The organism is Pseudomonas sp. TWRC1-2 (assembly GCF_049896685.1).
GTDB lineage: Bacteria > Pseudomonadota > Gammaproteobacteria > Pseudomonadales > Pseudomonadaceae > Aquipseudomonas.
Window position 1 is genome coordinate 543,886 of record NZ_JAFCUU010000003.1, and the last position, 14,838, is coordinate 558,723.

The 14,838-nt window shown below is 61.6% G+C and carries 17 protein-coding genes; 6 read left to right on the forward strand and 11 right to left on the reverse strand.

Going from position 1 to position 14,838, the window contains the following annotated elements; genetic code table 11:
• Positions 1-136: 136 nt before the first annotated feature.
• The 3 genes from ACP7B3_RS11365 to ACP7B3_RS11375 are packed head-to-tail and all read right to left on the reverse strand — an operon-like array spanning position 137 to position 2,298.
• Positions 137-724 (reverse strand): YggT family protein, encoded by a 588-nt coding sequence (locus ACP7B3_RS11365; protein WP_145157732.1) that lies wholly within the window; start codon positions 722-724, stop codon positions 137-139.
• 35 nt (positions 725-759) lie between these two features.
• Positions 760-1,578, reverse strand: a complete 819-nt coding sequence (proC, locus tag ACP7B3_RS11370) for a pyrroline-5-carboxylate reductase (RefSeq protein WP_426178812.1) — start codon at positions 1,576-1,578, stop codon at positions 760-762.
• A 33-nt stretch (positions 1,579-1,611) separates the two neighbouring features.
• Complete coding sequence (locus tag ACP7B3_RS11375) at positions 1,612-2,298, reverse strand: YggS family pyridoxal phosphate-dependent enzyme (RefSeq protein ID WP_404485684.1); 687 nt, start codon at positions 2,296-2,298, stop codon at positions 1,612-1,614.
• 57 nt (positions 2,299-2,355) lie between these two features.
• Here ACP7B3_RS11375 and ACP7B3_RS11380 point away from each other — a divergent pair, with 57 nt between their 5' ends.
• On the forward strand, positions 2,356-3,390 hold the full coding sequence (locus ACP7B3_RS11380) for a type IV pilus twitching motility protein PilT (RefSeq protein WP_426178813.1): 1,035 nt from the start codon (positions 2,356-2,358) through the stop codon (positions 3,388-3,390).
• Between the two features lie 140 nt (positions 3,391-3,530).
• On the opposite strand, the gene ACP7B3_RS11385 is transcribed toward ACP7B3_RS11380, so the two are convergent.
• Entirely contained in the window at positions 3,531-4,172 is a 642-nt protein-coding gene (locus ACP7B3_RS11385; protein WP_177017842.1) for a C40 family peptidase, read from the reverse strand.
• A 249-nt stretch (positions 4,173-4,421) separates the two neighbouring features.
• On the opposite strand from ACP7B3_RS11385, the gene ACP7B3_RS11390 reads away from it, so the two are divergent.
• Positions 4,422-4,850, forward strand: a complete 429-nt coding sequence (locus tag ACP7B3_RS11390) for an NINE protein (RefSeq protein ID WP_145157723.1) — start codon at positions 4,422-4,424, stop codon at positions 4,848-4,850.
• 151 nt (positions 4,851-5,001) lie between these two features.
• On the opposite strand, the gene ACP7B3_RS11395 is transcribed toward ACP7B3_RS11390, so the two are convergent.
• The 7 genes from ACP7B3_RS11395 to gshB all read right to left on the reverse strand — a co-directional run bounded on the left by ACP7B3_RS11395 (position 5,002) and on the right by gshB (position 11,079).
• Positions 5,002-6,273, reverse strand: a complete 1,272-nt coding sequence (locus tag ACP7B3_RS11395; protein WP_262206993.1) for a dihydroorotase — start codon at positions 6,271-6,273, stop codon at positions 5,002-5,004.
• A complete protein-coding gene (locus tag ACP7B3_RS11400; RefSeq protein WP_159960639.1) occupies positions 6,270-7,274 on the reverse strand; it encodes an aspartate carbamoyltransferase catalytic subunit in 1,005 nt (334 codons plus the stop codon). Before ACP7B3_RS11400 ends, ACP7B3_RS11395 begins: the two co-directional genes overlap by 4 nt.
• Positions 7,275-7,298: 24 nt before the next feature.
• Positions 7,299-7,805, reverse strand: a complete 507-nt coding sequence (gene pyrR, locus ACP7B3_RS11405) for a bifunctional pyr operon transcriptional regulator/uracil phosphoribosyltransferase PyrR (RefSeq protein ID WP_106575674.1) — start codon at positions 7,803-7,805, stop codon at positions 7,299-7,301.
• Between the two features lie 72 nt (positions 7,806-7,877).
• Positions 7,878-8,315: a Holliday junction resolvase RuvX gene (gene ruvX, locus ACP7B3_RS11410; RefSeq protein ID WP_003195067.1), complete on the reverse strand. Its 438-nt coding sequence runs from the start codon at positions 8,313-8,315 to the stop codon at positions 7,878-7,880.
• Entirely contained in the window at positions 8,315-8,884 is a 570-nt protein-coding gene (locus ACP7B3_RS11415; RefSeq protein ID WP_106575672.1) for a YqgE/AlgH family protein, read from the reverse strand. The genes ruvX and ACP7B3_RS11415 overlap by 1 nt, the downstream gene beginning before the upstream one ends.
• 258 nt (positions 8,885-9,142) lie before the next feature.
• Positions 9,143-10,048: an energy transducer TonB gene (locus tag ACP7B3_RS11420; RefSeq protein ID WP_106575671.1), complete on the reverse strand. Its 906-nt coding sequence runs from the start codon at positions 10,046-10,048 to the stop codon at positions 9,143-9,145.
• A 77-nt stretch (positions 10,049-10,125) separates the two neighbouring features.
• The gene (gene gshB, locus ACP7B3_RS11425; RefSeq protein WP_099550340.1) at positions 10,126-11,079 is read right to left on the reverse strand and encodes a glutathione synthase; all 954 of its coding nucleotides are present in this window, start codon (positions 11,077-11,079) and stop codon (positions 10,126-10,128) included.
• A 239-nt stretch (positions 11,080-11,318) separates the two neighbouring features.
• Here gshB and pilG point away from each other — a divergent pair, with 239 nt between their 5' ends.
• From pilG to ACP7B3_RS11445, 4 genes are read left to right on the forward strand one after another with little or no spacing between them, the layout of a single operon-like run.
• The gene (gene pilG / locus ACP7B3_RS11430) at positions 11,319-11,726 is read left to right on the forward strand and encodes a twitching motility response regulator PilG (RefSeq protein ID WP_106575669.1); all 408 of its coding nucleotides are present in this window, start codon (positions 11,319-11,321) and stop codon (positions 11,724-11,726) included.
• Positions 11,727-11,772: 46 nt separating this feature from the next.
• Positions 11,773-12,138 carry a twitching motility response regulator PilH gene (pilH, locus tag ACP7B3_RS11435; RefSeq protein ID WP_014720320.1) on the forward strand — a complete coding sequence of 122 codons (366 nt, stop codon included), beginning with the start codon at positions 11,773-11,775 and terminating at the stop codon, positions 12,136-12,138.
• 12 nt (positions 12,139-12,150) lie between these two features.
• Entirely contained in the window at positions 12,151-12,675 is a 525-nt protein-coding gene (locus ACP7B3_RS11440) for a chemotaxis protein CheW (protein ID WP_119737459.1), read from the forward strand.
• A complete protein-coding gene (locus tag ACP7B3_RS11445; protein ID WP_145157715.1) occupies positions 12,672-14,723 on the forward strand; it encodes a methyl-accepting chemotaxis protein in 2,052 nt (683 codons plus the stop codon). Before ACP7B3_RS11440 ends, ACP7B3_RS11445 begins: the two co-directional genes overlap by 4 nt.
• Positions 14,724-14,838 lie beyond the last annotated feature (115 nt).

The window sequence follows — 14,838 nt, forward strand, 5'->3', positions numbered from 1 at the left end:
CTGCACGGAGTCAATTCAGTACGCGGATACAAAATGTGGGAGCGGGCTTGCTTGCGAATACGGTGTGTCAGTCAGCGAAAATATCGACTGATCGACTGCATTCGCGAGCAAGCCCGCTCCCACACTTATCCGCGTTTCAAATCAGGCCGAACAGTTCTTTAGGCATGAACGCGTAGTAGGCCAGGCGCGGGATCACCCAGCTTTGCAGCAGCTGGATCGCGATAAACGCGAAGATCGGCGAGATATCCAGGCCGCCCAGGTTCGGGATCAACCGACGGAACGGCGCCAGCACCGGCTCGGTGATCTGGGCCACCAGCTCCGCGCCAGGGCTACGGCTGCCGGGTGCGACCCACGAGAGGATCACGCTGATGATCATCGACCAGAAGATGATCTTCAAAAACAGCGAGAAGATACCGATCAGGCCCCATGGCAACAGCAGCGGGGTGAAGGCCTGATAGCCGTTGAGCATCAGGATCACCATAAACAGCAAAATCTGCAGCAGCAGCGCCAGCACCAGCGACGACATGTCCAGGCCGAACAGGCTTGGGATAACGCGGCGCAGCGGTTTGAGCAGCGGTTGGGTGGCTTTCACCACGAACTGGCAGAGCGGGTTGTAGAAGTTCGCCCGCACCAGTTGCAGGATAAAGCGCATCAGCACGATCAGCAGGTACAGGCTGCCCAAGGTCTGGATGATGAAAATGGCAGCGTCATTGATTCCGAGCATGTTTGTTTCCTATCGGGTCCAGTTGCAGGGGACGACTATTTGCCCAGTTGCTCGGCCATCTCGGCCGAACGATGTGCCGCGGCACCCAGGGCTTTTTCCACCAGGGCTTCAAAGCCACCGGCCTGGAACGATTCAATGGCCGCTTGCGTGGTGCCACCCGGCGACGTTACGCGGCGGCGCAGTTCGGCGGCGTCCACGTCGCTGTCGACGGCCATGTTCGCGGCGCCCAGGGCGGTTTGCTCAGCCAGTTGCTCAGCCACTTCGTGGGGCAGGCCCAGCTTCACGCCGGCGGCGGTCATGGCTTCGATCAACAGAAAGAAGTACGCCGGGCCGCTGCCGGACACGGCGGTGACCGCGTCCAGTTGCTGCTCTTGCTCCAGCCACACGGCGATGCCGACGGCGGACAGCAGTTCTTGCGCGTGATCGCGTTGCTCGGCCGTCACTTCGGCGGTGGCGTACAGGCCGCTCACGCCCTTGCGCAGCAGCGCCGGGGTGTTGGGCATGCAGCGCACGATTGGCTGTTCACCGAGCCAGTTGTTCATGCTGGCGCAGGTGATGCCCGCGGCGATGGAGACCACCAGTTGGTGTGGCTGCAGGCTCGGGCGCAGGCTTTCGCACACGGCCTTCATGGCCTGCGGTTTCACCGCCAGCACGATCACGTCGACGCCCTGGATGGCCTCGGCGTTATCGGCAAAGGTTTCAATGCCGTGCTCGCTGCTGACGCGGGCGCGGGTGTCGGCGCCCGGGTCGCTGGCGCGGATCTGCTGGGCTTGCAGGCCCTTGGCCCGCAGGCCGCCGATCAGGCTGGCCGCCATGTTACCGGCGCCGATAAAGGCAATACGCGTGTTGCTCATGACAGGTCCTTATTCAGAGGAAAGTCAGCCATTTCACGGCTGGCCGTAGTCGCGGGCGCCAAACAGGGCGGTACCGATCCGCACCCAGGTGGCACCTTGGGCGATGGCCGACTCGAGGTCGTGGCTCATGCCCATGGAAAGTGTGTCCAGCGCCAGATTCAGGCTGGCTTGCAGGTCTCTCACCGCTGCGAATGCCGCATCTTGCGCGGCGCGATCTTCAGTCGGCTCGGGAATCGCCATCAAGCCGCGCAGTTTCAGGCGCGGCAAGGCGCTGATCGCATGGGCCAGGGCCGGCAAATCGGCGGGCGTACAGCCGGATTTGCTGGCTTCGCCACTGACGTTGACCTGAATGCAGATGTTCAGCGGCGGCAGGTCGGCCGGGCGTTGTTCGGACAGGCGTTGAGCGATTTTCAAGCGGTCCACGGAATGTACCCAAGCGAAGTTCTCGGCGATCGCACGAGTCTTGTTCGATTGAATGGGGCCAATGAAGTGCCAACTCAAGGGCAGGTCGGTTAATTGCGCCTGTTTGCCCAAGGCTTCCTGCAGGTAGTTCTCGCCAAAATCGTGCATCCCGGCGGCGTAGGCTTCGCGCACGGCTTGCGCGGGTTTGGTCTTGCTCACGGCCAGCAGGTGGATGCTGTTTTCGTCACGTTGCACGGCGTGGGCCGCGGCACGGATCCGCTCGCTAACCAGGCCAATGTTGTCTGCTATCGTCGACATTCAAGATGCACCCGTGGATATGGAGTCCGCGGCATTCTACTGGAAATGGAAAGCCCTATGGATATCACTGAATTGCTGACGGCCAGCGTGCGCCGTGGCGCCTCCGACCTGCATTTGTCGGCCGGCCTGGCACCGATGCTGCGTGTTGATGGCGAGGTCTGGCCGCTGGAGGGCCCGGTGCTCACGCCCCCGCAAGTTGCGGAGTTATTGAGCCCTTTGCTCAACCGCTACCAACAAAAGGATTTCGAAACATCTCTTGAAACCGATTTTGCCTTCGAACTGCCGAGCGTGGCGCGGTTCCGGGTGAATGTATTTCAACAGGATCGCGGCATGGGGGCGGTGTTTCGCACCATTCCCGCCGAGGTGCAGAGCCTTGAAAGCCTCGGGCTGGGGGCGGTGTTCCAGCGTATCGCGCAACTGCCGCGCGGCCTGGTGCTGGTCACCGGGCCGACCGGGTCGGGCAAATCCACCACGTTGGCGGCGATGATCGACTATCTCAACGGGCATCGGCGCCAGCACATCCTCACCCTCGAAGACCCCATCGAATTTATCCACAGGCCGAAAATGGCCTTGATCAACCAGCGTCAGGTGCACCGCGATACCCACAGCTTTTCGGCGGCGCTGCGTTCGGCGCTGCGTGAAGACCCGGATGTGATTCTGGTGGGCGAATTGCGCGACCTTGAGACCATCCGCCTGGCGCTGACGGCCGCTGAGACCGGGCACCTGGTATTTGGCACCTTGCACACCACCTCGGCCGCAAAGAGCGTGGACCGGCTGGTGGACGTGTTCCCGGCAGCGGAAAAGCCCATGGTGCGCTCGATGCTGTCGGAGTCGTTGCAGGCGGTGGTGTCGCAAGTGCTGGTCAAGAAGATCGGCGGTGGGCGGGTGGCGGCTCACGAGATCATGCTGGGTACACCGGCTATTCGTAACCTGATCCGTGAAGACAAAGTGGCGCAGATGGTCTCGGCGATCCAGACCGGTGGCGCGCTGGGGATGAAAACGTTGGACATGAGCTTGATGGCGTTGGTCAGCGAGGGGCTGATCAGCCGGGAAGATGCGCGGGGGCAGGCGAGGGTGCCTGGGGACATCTGAGGTCTTGAGGGCAATGAAAATCAAATGTGGGAGCGGGCTTGCTCGCGAATGCGCAGTGTCAGTCACCCTCTTAGTTGACTGATTTAACGCATTCGCGAGCAAGCCCGCTTCCACATTGGTTACCGCATATCAGACTGAAATCAGCGCTGCACAACCCGCAGGTTGTTGTTCTGTTCTTTCGGCAGAACCCGTTTGGCAATCACGTAGTTCTTGTCCCAGAACGGCTTTTTCAACGTGTCGATGCTGACCGACTTGCCACGACGCGGTGCGTGGATAAAGCGGTCGTTGCCCAGGTAGATGGCAACGTGATTGACCTGGCGGCTCTTCAACTTGAAGAACAACAGGTCGCCCGGTTTCAGGTCTTTACGGTCAACCTTTAGCCCGTGACCGGCGGCCATGGCGTTGGAGGTGCGTGGCAAATCCACCGCTTTGACGTCATTAAACGCATATTTCACCAAACCACTGCAGTCGAACCCTTTACTTGGGCTGCTGCCGCCCCAACGATAAGGAGTACCGAGCACATTAACCGCGCGGCTGAGGACGTTGCTGCTTTGTTTGGTGTTAACTGCCATCAGGCCGGGCGTTGCTTTACCGTGGTGGGCCTTGCTCAGTTGAGTCGGGCGGTTGACGGTCAGCTTTACCGATTTGGCGGTGCCTGGCGTGCTGTGAACTTTAGGGGTGAAACCGTTAACGTTAGGAAGACGTTGCTCACGATTGGTGGCGTGGGCGGCCAGTGGCATTAATAGGCAGATGGTTAGCCATGTCTTGAAAAATGGTCGCATTAGGCGTGGCTCTTTTAGGTTTGCGCGCAACTTTATAACAGCTTTTTGTGTCGTTCTTAGGCCGTTTGTCGACTGAACCCTGGGGTCAAATTCAGGAAAAGCGCGACGAATTGCCGCTATCGTCCTGCAGAGGTCAGGTGGCATAAGGCTTTGCGGGAGGGAAGATACCATTTGCCGTGTGTCGGGCGCCCGTAAAAAAGTCACAAAGAAAATGAAAAAATTTATCTATCGAGGCAAAAGAGGTACTCCATGAACACCTATCGACAGGATGTGATGCAGCAGGACACCCACAGCAAGGTGATCGGTTACCTGCTGTGGATTTTCGGTTTTACCGGGGCGCACCGCTTCTATTACGGCAAGCCGGTGACCGGGACGATCTGGTTTTTCACCTTTGGTCTTTTCGGGATCGGCTGGCTGATCGACTTGTTCCTGATCCCTGCCATGGACCGTGAAGCAGACCTGCGTTTCACCGCCGGGCCGATCGAATACAACGTGGCCTGGATACTGTTGGCGTTCCTGGGCGTGTTCGGGCTGCACCGCATGTATCAAGGCAAATGGATCACCGGCCTGATCTACCTGCTGACTGGCGGTTTGTTCCTGGTGGGCGTGCTGTATGACTTCTGGACGCTGAATACGCAGGTTTCGATCCGCAATGCCGAGCGCAATAGCGGACGCTGAGCGCGCATATAAGTCAATGTGAGCACGGTCAATGTGGGAGCCGGGCTTGCCCGCGATAGCATCACCTCGGTCTGGCTGAACAACCGAGGTGCCTGCATCGCAGGCAAGCCAGCTCCCACATGTACTGTCCCACTTCAGGTTTTGCGACTTATCAGGCCTGGTAGCTGATCCGCCCATCGACCAAGGTGTACCGCACCGTCGCCGGCAGGCTATGGCCGATGAACGGGCAGTTTTCGCCCTTGGACAGCCAGTGTTCCCCGGCAACCGTGGAGCTGGCCGGATCAAACAGCACCAGGTCCGCCGCTGAACCCACCGCCACTTTGCCCGCCGGCAGGCGCAAGGCCTCAGCCGGGCCGGCACTCAGGCGCGCCAACAGCGTTGGCAGGTCGAGCAGACCGTCTTGCACCAGGGTCATCGCCAGCGGCAGCAACAGTTCGACACTGCTGATGCCCGGCTCGGTCGCGCCAAACGGCGCCAGCTTGGCATCACGCTCGTGGGGTTGGTGATGGCTGGAGATTGCCGAGACCACACCCGACTTCACGGCCGCGCGCAAACCGTCGCGGTCGGCCAACGTGCGCAGGGGTGGCTGCACGTGGTAAAGGCTGGAGAAATCGATCAGCGCTTCATCGGTCAAAATCAGCTGGTACAACGCCACGTCCGCCGTCACCGGCAGGCCGCGCGCTTGCGCCTGGGCGATCAGGGCCACGCCGCGCGCGCTGGTCAACTGGCTGAAGTGCGCACGCACACCGCTTTGCTCTACCAGCAGCAGATCACGGGCCAGGGCCACGGTTTCAGCGGTTTCGGGAATGCCCGGCAGGCCGAGGAAACTGGCGACGGCGCCTTCATGGGCCAGGCCACCTTCGGCCAGGTCGCGGTCCTGGGAGTGGAAGATCACCGTCAGGTCGAAGGTGGCTGCGTATTCCAGGGCGCGGCACAGCGTGCGCGTGCTGCGAAAACTGTCCAGCCCGTTGCCGAATGCCACGCAACCGGCGTCGCGCAGGGCGATCAGCTCGGCGAGTTGTTCGCCTTCCAGGCCTTTGCTCAGCGCGCCGATGGGGAACACTTTGCAATTGCCGGCTTCGCGGGCGCGGTCCAGGATCAGCTCGGTCACCGCCGAGGTGTCGAGCACCGGCTTGGTGTGCGGCGGGCAGCACAGGCTGGTGACGCCACCGGCAGCGGCGGCGCGGGTTTCGCTGGCGATGGTGCCTTTGCGGCTGTAACCCGGTTCGCGCAGGGCGACGTTCAGGTCGACCAAACCAGGCGCGGCCACCAGGCCTTTGGCGTCGATCGTCTCGCTGGCGCTGAAGCCCGCAGGCGCAGCGCCAATGGCGAGGATTTTGCCGGCTTCCAGGTGAAGATCGGTAACTTGATCCAGGCCACTGGCTGGATCGATGACTCGGGCGCCGAGAATGCTGAGCTTCACTGGGCGTTCTCCTGCTCGAATTGACGTTGCGCGGTTTGCCCGCTCATGGCCATGGACAACACCGCCATGCGCACGGCGATGCCGTAGGTCACTTGGTTGAGGATCACCGATTGGCTGCCGTCGGCCACCGCCGACTCAATCTCAACCCCACGGTTGATCGGCCCTGGGTGCATCACGATGGCATCCGGCTTGGCGCCGGCCAACCGCGCAGTGGTCAGGCCGAACAGGCGGTAGAACTCACCTTCGCTGGGCAGCAGGCCACCGGCCATGCGCTCGCGTTGCAGGCGCAGCATGATCACCACGTCCACGTCCTTGAGGCCTTCGGTCATGTCGGTGTAGACCTTCACGCCGTACTGCTCGATGCCGATCGGCAGCAGGGTTTTCGGTGCGATCACGCGGATGTCCGGGCAACCCAGGGCTTTGAGGGCCAGCATGTTCGAGCGCGCGACCCGCGAGTGCAGGATGTCGCCGACGATGGCTACCGAGAGGTTTTCAAAACCGCCCTTGTGCCGACGGATCGTCAGCATGTCGAGCATGCCTTGGGTCGGGTGCGCGTGGCGGCCGTCGCCACCGTTGATGATTGCCACGTTCGGGCACACATGCTCGGCGATGAAGTGTGCGGCGCCGGAGTCGCCGTGGCGCACCACGAACATGTCGGCGGCCATGGCTTCAAGGTTGCGCAGGGTGTCGAGCAGGGTCTCGCCCTTGCTCGCCGACGAGGTCGACACGTTCAGTGTGATCACGTCGGCCGACAGCCGCTGGGCTGCCAGTTCAAAGGTGGTGCGGGTGCGGGTGGAGTTCTCGAAGAACACATTGCAGATGGTCTTGCCGCGCAGCAGCGGGACCTTCTTCACCGCGCGGCCACCGACTTCGAGGAACGAGTCGGCGGTGTCGAGGATTTCAGTCAGCAGTTCGCGGGGCAAACCGTCGAGGGACAAGAAGTGTTGCAACTGGCCCTGAGCATTGAGCTGCAGCGGGCGCTTGGCATCTAGAGGCGTCATCGCGGGGACTCTGTACAAGGCGGTTTAAAGGGCAAGGTCTTGCAGTTCGAGTTCGAGCGGCGTGGGACCGGACAATTTTACCCGCTGGTGGGCCTCCAGCGACAGGGTGGCACCGACCACATCCGGGCTGATCGGCAATTCGCCAGCGTCCAGGTCGAGCAGGCACACCAGCGTCACGCTGGCCGGGCGGCCGTAATCGAACAACTCGTTCATGGCGGCGCGGATGGTGCGACCGCTCATCAGCACGTCGTCGATCAGCACCAGGTGCTGGCCCTCGATCTCGAACGGCAGGGCCGAAGGGCGCACCTGCGGGTGCAGGCCGTTCTGGCTGAAGTCGTCGCGGTAGAAAGACACGTCCAGCGTGCCCAGCGGCGAATCGCTGCCCAGTTCTTCCAGCAACGCTTGGGCCACCCACACACCACCGGTGCGAATGCCGATAAAGCGCGGTTCGCTGATGGCACGGTGTTGCAGGTGCGCCTTGAGGCGAATCGCCATCTGGCTGATCAGGTCGGCGGGATTGGGCAGGCTCATGGTGGCTCCTTCAAGGCCTCGCGCAGGCAAGGTCCGGGCTCAAACGTAAAAAGACGCGGCAAGCCGCGTCAGTCAGGATTCAAATAAAGCGGTGTTTTCATCCAGCCAACCCTGCAACAGCAGGGCGGCCGCGATGGCGTCCACCGGGTTGTCGCGGTAGCTGCCTTTCTGCCCGCCACGGTCACGGCGCTCACCCTTGGCTTCAAAGGTGGTCAGGCGCTCGTCGTGGGTATAGAAGGGCAGGTTGTAGCGGCCATTGAGGCGGCGGGCGAACTTTTCGGCGCGCAGGCACATGTCGCTGGGGGTGCCGTCCATGTTCAAAGGCAGACCGACCACGACGGCGTCGGGCTTCCACTCCTTGATCAGGGCCTCGACCTGGTTCCAGTCCGGCACGCCGTTCTGGGCTTTCAAGGTGCACAACTCGCGGGCCTGGCCGGTAATCACCTGGCCGACCGCTACGCCGATCTGTTTGGTGCCGTAGTCAAAACCGAGGATCAAACGCAAGGCCATCAGGCGTGCCCCGCCTGGCTGGTCAGCAGGTTGAGGTTGACCCGCAACTTGGCTGCCGCCGCTTCCAGGCGCAGTTCACTGGCTGTGTTGAACAGAATGTCGGCGTCGAACGGGCAAGTCAGCCAGGCATTGCTGGCCAGTTCGGCTTCCAGTTGCCCGGCTTCCCAACCGGCGTAGCCGAGGGTGATCACGCTTTGCTCAGGCCCCACGCCGTCGGCGATGGCGAACAACACGTCTTGGGAAGTGGACAGCGACACGCCTTCCAGGTCGACCGTGGCCTGGAACTTCGGCCCGGTGGGGTGCAGCACAAAACCGCGATCGGTTTGCACCGGCCCGCCGATGTAGATCGGTACATTTTGGCAGCGCGCCGGCGGGTCGATCTCCGGGCGCAGTTGCTCAAGAATATCGGCCAGGTTCAGCTCTTGCGGGCGGTTCACCACCAACCCCATGGCACCATTGGCCGTGTGCTCGACGATGTAGGTCAAGGTCTGCGCAAAGTTCGGGTCGGCCATATGGGGCATGGCGATCAGGAATTGGTGCTTGAGGTAGGTCGGGCTGACATTTTTCATGTCCGCTAGTGTGGCGTCGGAGGGGCGAACTGACAAGCTGCGGCGGACGCTAATTGTGGCGAGCGGGGCTGTCGTGGCGAGCCGGCTTGTCGTGGCGAGCGGGCTTGCCCCGCGTTGGGGCGCGAAGCGGCCCTGAAATCTGGCGCTGTGGTTTTTCAGGCAGAACGCGGTGGCCCTATTGGGGCCGCTTCGCAGCCCAACGCGGGGCAAGCCCGCTCGCCACAAGGGCCCGCTGCCGTTGGCAGAGTGCAGGAGCGATCAGTTACTGGACAGCCGATCACCCCGGGCAAACTTCCAGGTGCGGATGATTTCCAGGCGGTCTATGTCGTTCAGGTCGCCGGTAAACGGCGCGAAGGGCGCGGCCAGGCGCACGATGCGCTGGGCCGCCTGGTCCAGCAACGGTTGGCCGGACGACTCGAGCACCTGCACTTCATATAACGACCCGTCGCGGTTGATCGACACCAGTAAGCGCAAATTGCCATAGATCTGCTGGCGCCGGGCTTCGTCCGGGTAATTGAGGTTGCCGATGCGTTCGACCTTCTTGCGCCATTCGTCCTTATACCAGGCGCCTTTGTCGCGCATGGTCGAGGCGGCGTTCAGGCGATAGATGCGCGGGCGCTTGGCGTACAGCTGTTGTTCGTTGGCCAGTTCGGCTTCGAGGCTGGAAATCTGGTCGGAGAGCTGCGAGCTGTCGAAGGTCGGCGCTGGCTTGACCGGCTCGGGCTGCGGCTCGGTCTTGGTTTTCTCGCGCTGGGTCGGGGCTTTTTGCGGTTTTGGCGCAACAGTGGTCACGGCGGCCTTGGGCGCGGCCTGCTTGACCTCAGGCTTGGGCGTCGGCGGCGGGGTGACTTTATTCACCTTGTTGTCCTGGAACGGCGCCACTTCGGTGGTCTTGGGCACGGCCTTTTTGTCGAGCGTGCCGCTGCCTTGCTGATTGTCCTGGGCCAGAAAGTCAGCCTTTTCAGGCTTTTTTTCGCTTTTGAACGTGGCGAGGGTGATTTCCAGGGTTTTGGTGATCTGCTTGGGCTCGGCAAAGGTGAAACCCAGGCCGAGTAACAAAGCGAGGTGGATCAGCGCTGCCAGAAACAGGGTAAATCCGAGCCGATCAGCCGGGCGCACGCCGCTGTGGGAGAGTTCGGGGGGCAGATCGGGCGGGAGCGTCATGACAAAAAAACCAACATCGCGCGTTTCACAGGTGCCGCATGATAACGCAATGTTGGTGTGTGTCCGGCTGTTCTATGTCACTTGGCTTGCAGCTTGCGCTCGATGGCCGCCATCAGCATTTCGCCGATGTTCGTGCCAAATGCGTTGTCGATCTCGCGAATGCAGGTCGGGCTGGTGACGTTGATTTCGGTGAGGTTCTCACCAATTACGTCCAGTCCTACGAACAGCAGGCCTTTTTCGCGCAGTGTTGGGCCGACTTGGGAAGCGATCCAACGGTCTTTGTCCGACAGTGGACGCGCTTCACCGCGACCGCCGGCTGCCAGGTTGCCACGGGTTTCACCTGCGGCCGGGATACGCGCCAGGCAGTAATCCACCGGCTCACCGTCGATCATCAGGATGCGTTTGTCGCCGTCCTTGATCGCCGGAATGTAAGCCTGGCCCATGATCTGCTGGGTGCCCAGCGCGGTCAGGGTTTCCAGGATCACCGACAGGTTTGGGTCGCCAGCGCGGTGGCGGAAGATCGAGGTGCCGCCCATGCCGTCCAGCGGCTTGAGGATCACGTCGCCGTGCTTGGCGGCGAATTCACGCAACACATCGGCGCGGCGGCTGACCACGGTAGGCGGCGTGCATTGTGGGAACAGGGTGGCGAACAGCTTTTCATTGCAATCGCGCAGGCTTTGCGGCTTGTTGACGATCAGCACGCCAGCGCGCTCGGCCTGTTCCAGCAAGTAAGTGGAGTAAACGAATTCCATGTCGAACGGCGGGTCCTTGCGCATCAGGATCACGTCCAGATCGCTCAAGGGGCTGTCGATTTCATCCGCAAGCTCGAACCACTTTTCAGGGTTGGCAAACACCTGCAGCGGGCGCATGCGTGCGCGGGCCTCGCCGTCGCCCTGATAAAGATCGCGCTGCTCCATATAGAACAGCGTCCAGCCGCGGGCCTGGGCGGCCAGGAGCATAGCCAGCGAGCTGTCCTTTTTATAGGAAATGCTGGCGATAGGGTCCATGACAATGCCGACGCGAACGCTCATGGGGGATTTCCTCTAGCAAATTAGGGCGCATAAAAGTGGCGTCAGAGTGGCGCTGCGGCTGTTGTGGGTCAAGGAAAAACCACCTGGCCGGTTGCTCGATAGATTGCGCCCGGAGACTGTGCTAAAAAGACTCCCACGGTGCAGCAGCCCTTGAATTCCAAGGCTTGCAGCGCTCATCCTGTGCAACATCAGGCAGTACACACCGAAAACCGATTCGCTGTGGCGATGGTAGAGCAGATATGGAACAGCATTCCAACGCCTTGAGAGTGATGGTGATCGACGATTCGAAAACGATCCGCCGCACCGCCGAGACCCTGTTGAAGAACGTGGGGTGCGAAGTCATCACGGCCATCGACGGTTTCGATGCACTGGCCCGGATTGTTGATCATCACCCGCACATTATCTTTGTCGACATCATGATGCCGCGCCTGGATGGCTATCAAACCTGCGCGCTGGTGAAGAACAACCCGGCGTTCAAGTCGATTCCGGTGATCATGCTGTCCTCCAAGGACGGCCTGTTCGACAAGGCCAAGGGGCGCATCGTGGGTGTCGATCAGTTTTTGACCAAGCCTTTCAGCAAGGAAGAACTGCTGAGCGCGATCAAGGCCTACGTGCCCGGCTTCGCCGCAGTAGAACAAGCACACTGACACCGCCTCACAAGGGCCGGCGTCCACCAATGTAGTGGGGAAAACCATGGCACGTGTTCTGATCGTCGACGATTCGCCGACCGAAATGTACAAACTGACCGGCATGCTGGAAAAGCACGGCCACCAGGTCCTCAAAGCCGAAAACGGCGCAGACGGCGTGGCCCTGGCCCGTCAGGAAAAGCCCGACGCCGTACTGATGGACATCGTGATGCCGGGCCTCAATGGCTTCCAGGCTACCCGCCAGCTGTCCAAGGAGCCGGAAACCAACGGCATCCCGATCATCATCATCACCACCAAGGATCAAGAAACCGACAAAATCTGGGGCGCACGCCAGGGCGCCAAGGATTACCTGACCAAACCCGTGGACGAAGAAACCCTGATCGCCACCCTGAACAAGGTGTTGGCCGGCTGACGGCACGCCATCATGACCGAGTCACAAACCGCCTTCGAGCTGCTGCTGGACATCGACCGCCGCTGCCGCCTGCTGGCCGCCGACCTGCCGTCCCAGGAAACCCGCCTGCAACGTTGGAGCGGGATCGGTTTTCGCCTGGGACCGTATTGGTACGTGGCGCCGATGGGCGAAGTCGCCGAGGTGTTGCATGAACCGCGTTGCACCTTGATGCCCGGGGTCAAGCCCTGGGTCAAAGGCGTGGCCAACCTGCGTGGGCGTTTGCTGCCGGTGATGGACCTGGGCGGGTTCCTCGACCTCGGGCTGTCCAGGGCCCGCAAGCAACGGCGAGTGCTGGTGGTGGAATTCAACGACTTGTTTGTCGGGCTGCTGGTGGACGAGGTGGTGGGCATGCAGCATTTCGCACAAGACGCACTGTTGGCGAGCACCGCGCCCACTGCGCCGTTTATCCAGGGCCAGTTCGACAGTGACCAGCTGTGGCAGGTCTTCAGCCCCTTCGCTTTGGCCCAGGCCCCAGGCTTCATGGATGTTGCCGCATGACCACCGCTACCACGCCCAAACCGCAAGCCGCATCGCGCAGCCGTTCGCAGATCATCGTGCTGTTTATCGCGCTGATCGTGTTCATCATGCTGTTGTTCGCCAACTTCGCGTACCTCAATACCCAGTCCACGTACGACAAGCAGTACATCGGCCACGCCGGTGAGCTGCGCGTGCTGTCCCAGCGCATTGCCAAGAACGCCACGGAAGCCGCCGCCGGCAAGGCGGCCGCGTTCAAGCTGCTGGGCGATGCACGCAACGACTTCGCCCAGCGCTGGGGCTATCTGAAAAAAGGCGATACCGAGACCGGCCTGCCGGCTGCACCCAACGCGGTACGCGCCGAAATGCGCGCGGTGCAGACCGATTGGGAAGCACTGCTGAAAAACACCGACGCGATTCTCGCCAGCGAACAGACCGTGTTGTCGTTGCACCAAGTGGCGGCGACGCTTGCCGAAACTGTGCCGCAATTGCAGATGGAATCGGAAAAGGTCGTCGACATTCTGCTGCAACGCGGCGCCCCGGCCAGCCAGGTGGTGTTGGCCCAGCGCCAATCATTGCTGGCCGAACGCATCCTCGGCGCAGTCAACACCGTGTTGGCCGGCGACGAAACCTCGGTGCAGGCCGCCGATGCCTTTGGCCGCGACGCCAACCGTTTTGGTCAAGTGCTTAACGGCATGCTCCAGGGCAACGCCGGCCTGCGCATTGCTCAGGTTGAAGACCACGACGCCCGTGCGCGGTTGGCGGAAATCGCCGAGCTGTTTGAATTTGTCTCCGGCTCCGTGGATGAAATCCTCGAAACCTCGCCGCAGCTGTTCCAGGTACGCGCCTCGGCGAGCAATATTTTCAACCTGTCGCAAACCCTGCTCGATGAAGCCTCGCACCTGGCCACCGGGTTTGAAAACCTCGCCAGCGGGCGCAGCTTCGACACCATCGGCGGCTACGTATTGGGCTTGCTGGCGCTGACCTCGATCATCCTGATTGGCCTGGTCATGGTGCGCGAGACCAACCGCCAGCTGCATGAAACCGCCGAGAAAAACGAGCGCAACCAGAACGCGATCATGCGCCTGCTCGATGAAATCGAGGACCTGGCCGATGGTGACCTGACGGTGACCGCCTCGGTCACCGAAGACTTCACCGGCACCATCGCCGACTCCATCAATTATTCGGTTGACCAGCTGCGCGATCTGGTGGCGACCATCAACCTCACGGCCGGGCAAGTGGCCGGCGCGGTGCAGGAAACCCAGGCCACCGCCATGCACCTGGCCCAGGCCTCGGAGCATCAGGCCCAGCAAATCGCCGAGGCCTCTACCGCGATCAATCAGATGGCCCAATCCATCGACCAGGTGTCGGCCAACGCCGCCGAGTCCTCGGCGGTGGCGGAGCGCTCGGTGGAAATTGCCAACAAGGGCAATGAGGTGGTGCACAACACCATCCACGGCATGGACAACATTCGCGAGCAGATCCAGGACACCGCCAAGCGCATCAAACGCCTGGGCGAATCGTCCCAGGAGATTGGCGACATCGTCAGCTTGATCGACGACATTGCCGACCAGACCAACATCCTTGCTCTCAACGCCGCGATCCAGGCGAGCATGGCCGGTGACGCCGGGCGCGGGTTTGCCGTGGTGGCCGACGAAGTGCAGCGGTTGGCCGAGCGCTCATCCGCCGCCACACGCCAAATTGAAACCCTGGTGCGGGCGATCCAGACCGACACCAATGAAGCGGTTATTTCCATGGAACAGACCACCACCGAAGTGGTGCGTGGCGCGCGGCTGGCGCAAGACGCCGGGGTGGCGCTGGAAGAGATCGAAGGCGTGTCGAAAACCCTGGCGGCGTTGATCCAGAGTATTTCCAACGCGGCGCAGCAACAGACCTCGTCGGCGGGGCAGATTTCCCTGACGATGAACGTGATCCAGCAGATCACCACGCAGACGTCATCGGGCTCGACCGCCACGGCGGAGAGCATCGGCAACCTGGCGAAGATGGCCAGCCAGTTGCGCCGGTCGGTGTCGGGTTTCACCCTGCCACCGCCTAAACAGGTAGACGATTGAAATGCTATCCAAATGTGGGAGCGGGCTTGCTCGCGAATGCGGTGCATCAGTCACCTGATTTATTAGCTGACCCACCGCATTCGCGAGCAAGCCCGCTCCCACACTAGATCTTCAT

Bases quoted from the DNA above. Each gene is read 5' to 3' on its own strand.
- ACP7B3_RS11365 (WP_145157732.1), bottom strand. From the start codon at position 724: ATGCTCGGAATCAATGACGCTGCCATTTTCATCATCCAGACCTTGGGC.
- proC (WP_426178812.1), bottom strand. From the start codon at position 1,578: ATGAGCAACACGCGTATTGCCTTTATCGGCGCCGGTAACATGGCGGCC.
- ACP7B3_RS11375 (WP_404485684.1), bottom strand. From the start codon at position 2,298: ATGTCGACGATAGCAGACAACATTGGCCTGGTTAGCGAGCGGATCCGT.
- ACP7B3_RS11380 (WP_426178813.1), top strand. From the start codon at position 2,356: ATGGATATCACTGAATTGCTGACGGCCAGCGTGCGCCGTGGCGCCTCC.
- ACP7B3_RS11385 (WP_177017842.1), bottom strand. From the start codon at position 4,172: ATGCGACCATTTTTCAAGACATGGCTAACCATCTGCCTATTAATGCCA.
- ACP7B3_RS11390 (WP_145157723.1), top strand. From the start codon at position 4,422: ATGAACACCTATCGACAGGATGTGATGCAGCAGGACACCCACAGCAAG.
- ACP7B3_RS11400 (WP_159960639.1), bottom strand. From the start codon at position 7,274: ATGACGCCTCTAGATGCCAAGCGCCCGCTGCAGCTCAATGCTCAGGGC.
- pyrR (WP_106575674.1), bottom strand. From the start codon at position 7,805: ATGAGCCTGCCCAATCCCGCCGACCTGATCAGCCAGATGGCGATTCGC.
- ruvX (WP_003195067.1), bottom strand. From the start codon at position 8,315: ATGGCCTTGCGTTTGATCCTCGGTTTTGACTACGGCACCAAACAGATC.
- ACP7B3_RS11415 (WP_106575672.1), bottom strand. From the start codon at position 8,884: ATGAAAAATGTCAGCCCGACCTACCTCAAGCACCAATTCCTGATCGCC.
- ACP7B3_RS11420 (WP_106575671.1), bottom strand. From the start codon at position 10,048: ATGACGCTCCCGCCCGATCTGCCCCCCGAACTCTCCCACAGCGGCGTG.
- gshB (WP_099550340.1), bottom strand. From the start codon at position 11,079: ATGAGCGTTCGCGTCGGCATTGTCATGGACCCTATCGCCAGCATTTCC.
- pilG (WP_106575669.1), top strand. From the start codon at position 11,319: ATGGAACAGCATTCCAACGCCTTGAGAGTGATGGTGATCGACGATTCG.
- pilH (WP_014720320.1), top strand. From the start codon at position 11,773: ATGGCACGTGTTCTGATCGTCGACGATTCGCCGACCGAAATGTACAAA.
- ACP7B3_RS11440 (WP_119737459.1), top strand. From the start codon at position 12,151: ATGACCGAGTCACAAACCGCCTTCGAGCTGCTGCTGGACATCGACCGC.
- ACP7B3_RS11445 (WP_145157715.1), top strand. From the start codon at position 12,672: ATGACCACCGCTACCACGCCCAAACCGCAAGCCGCATCGCGCAGCCGT.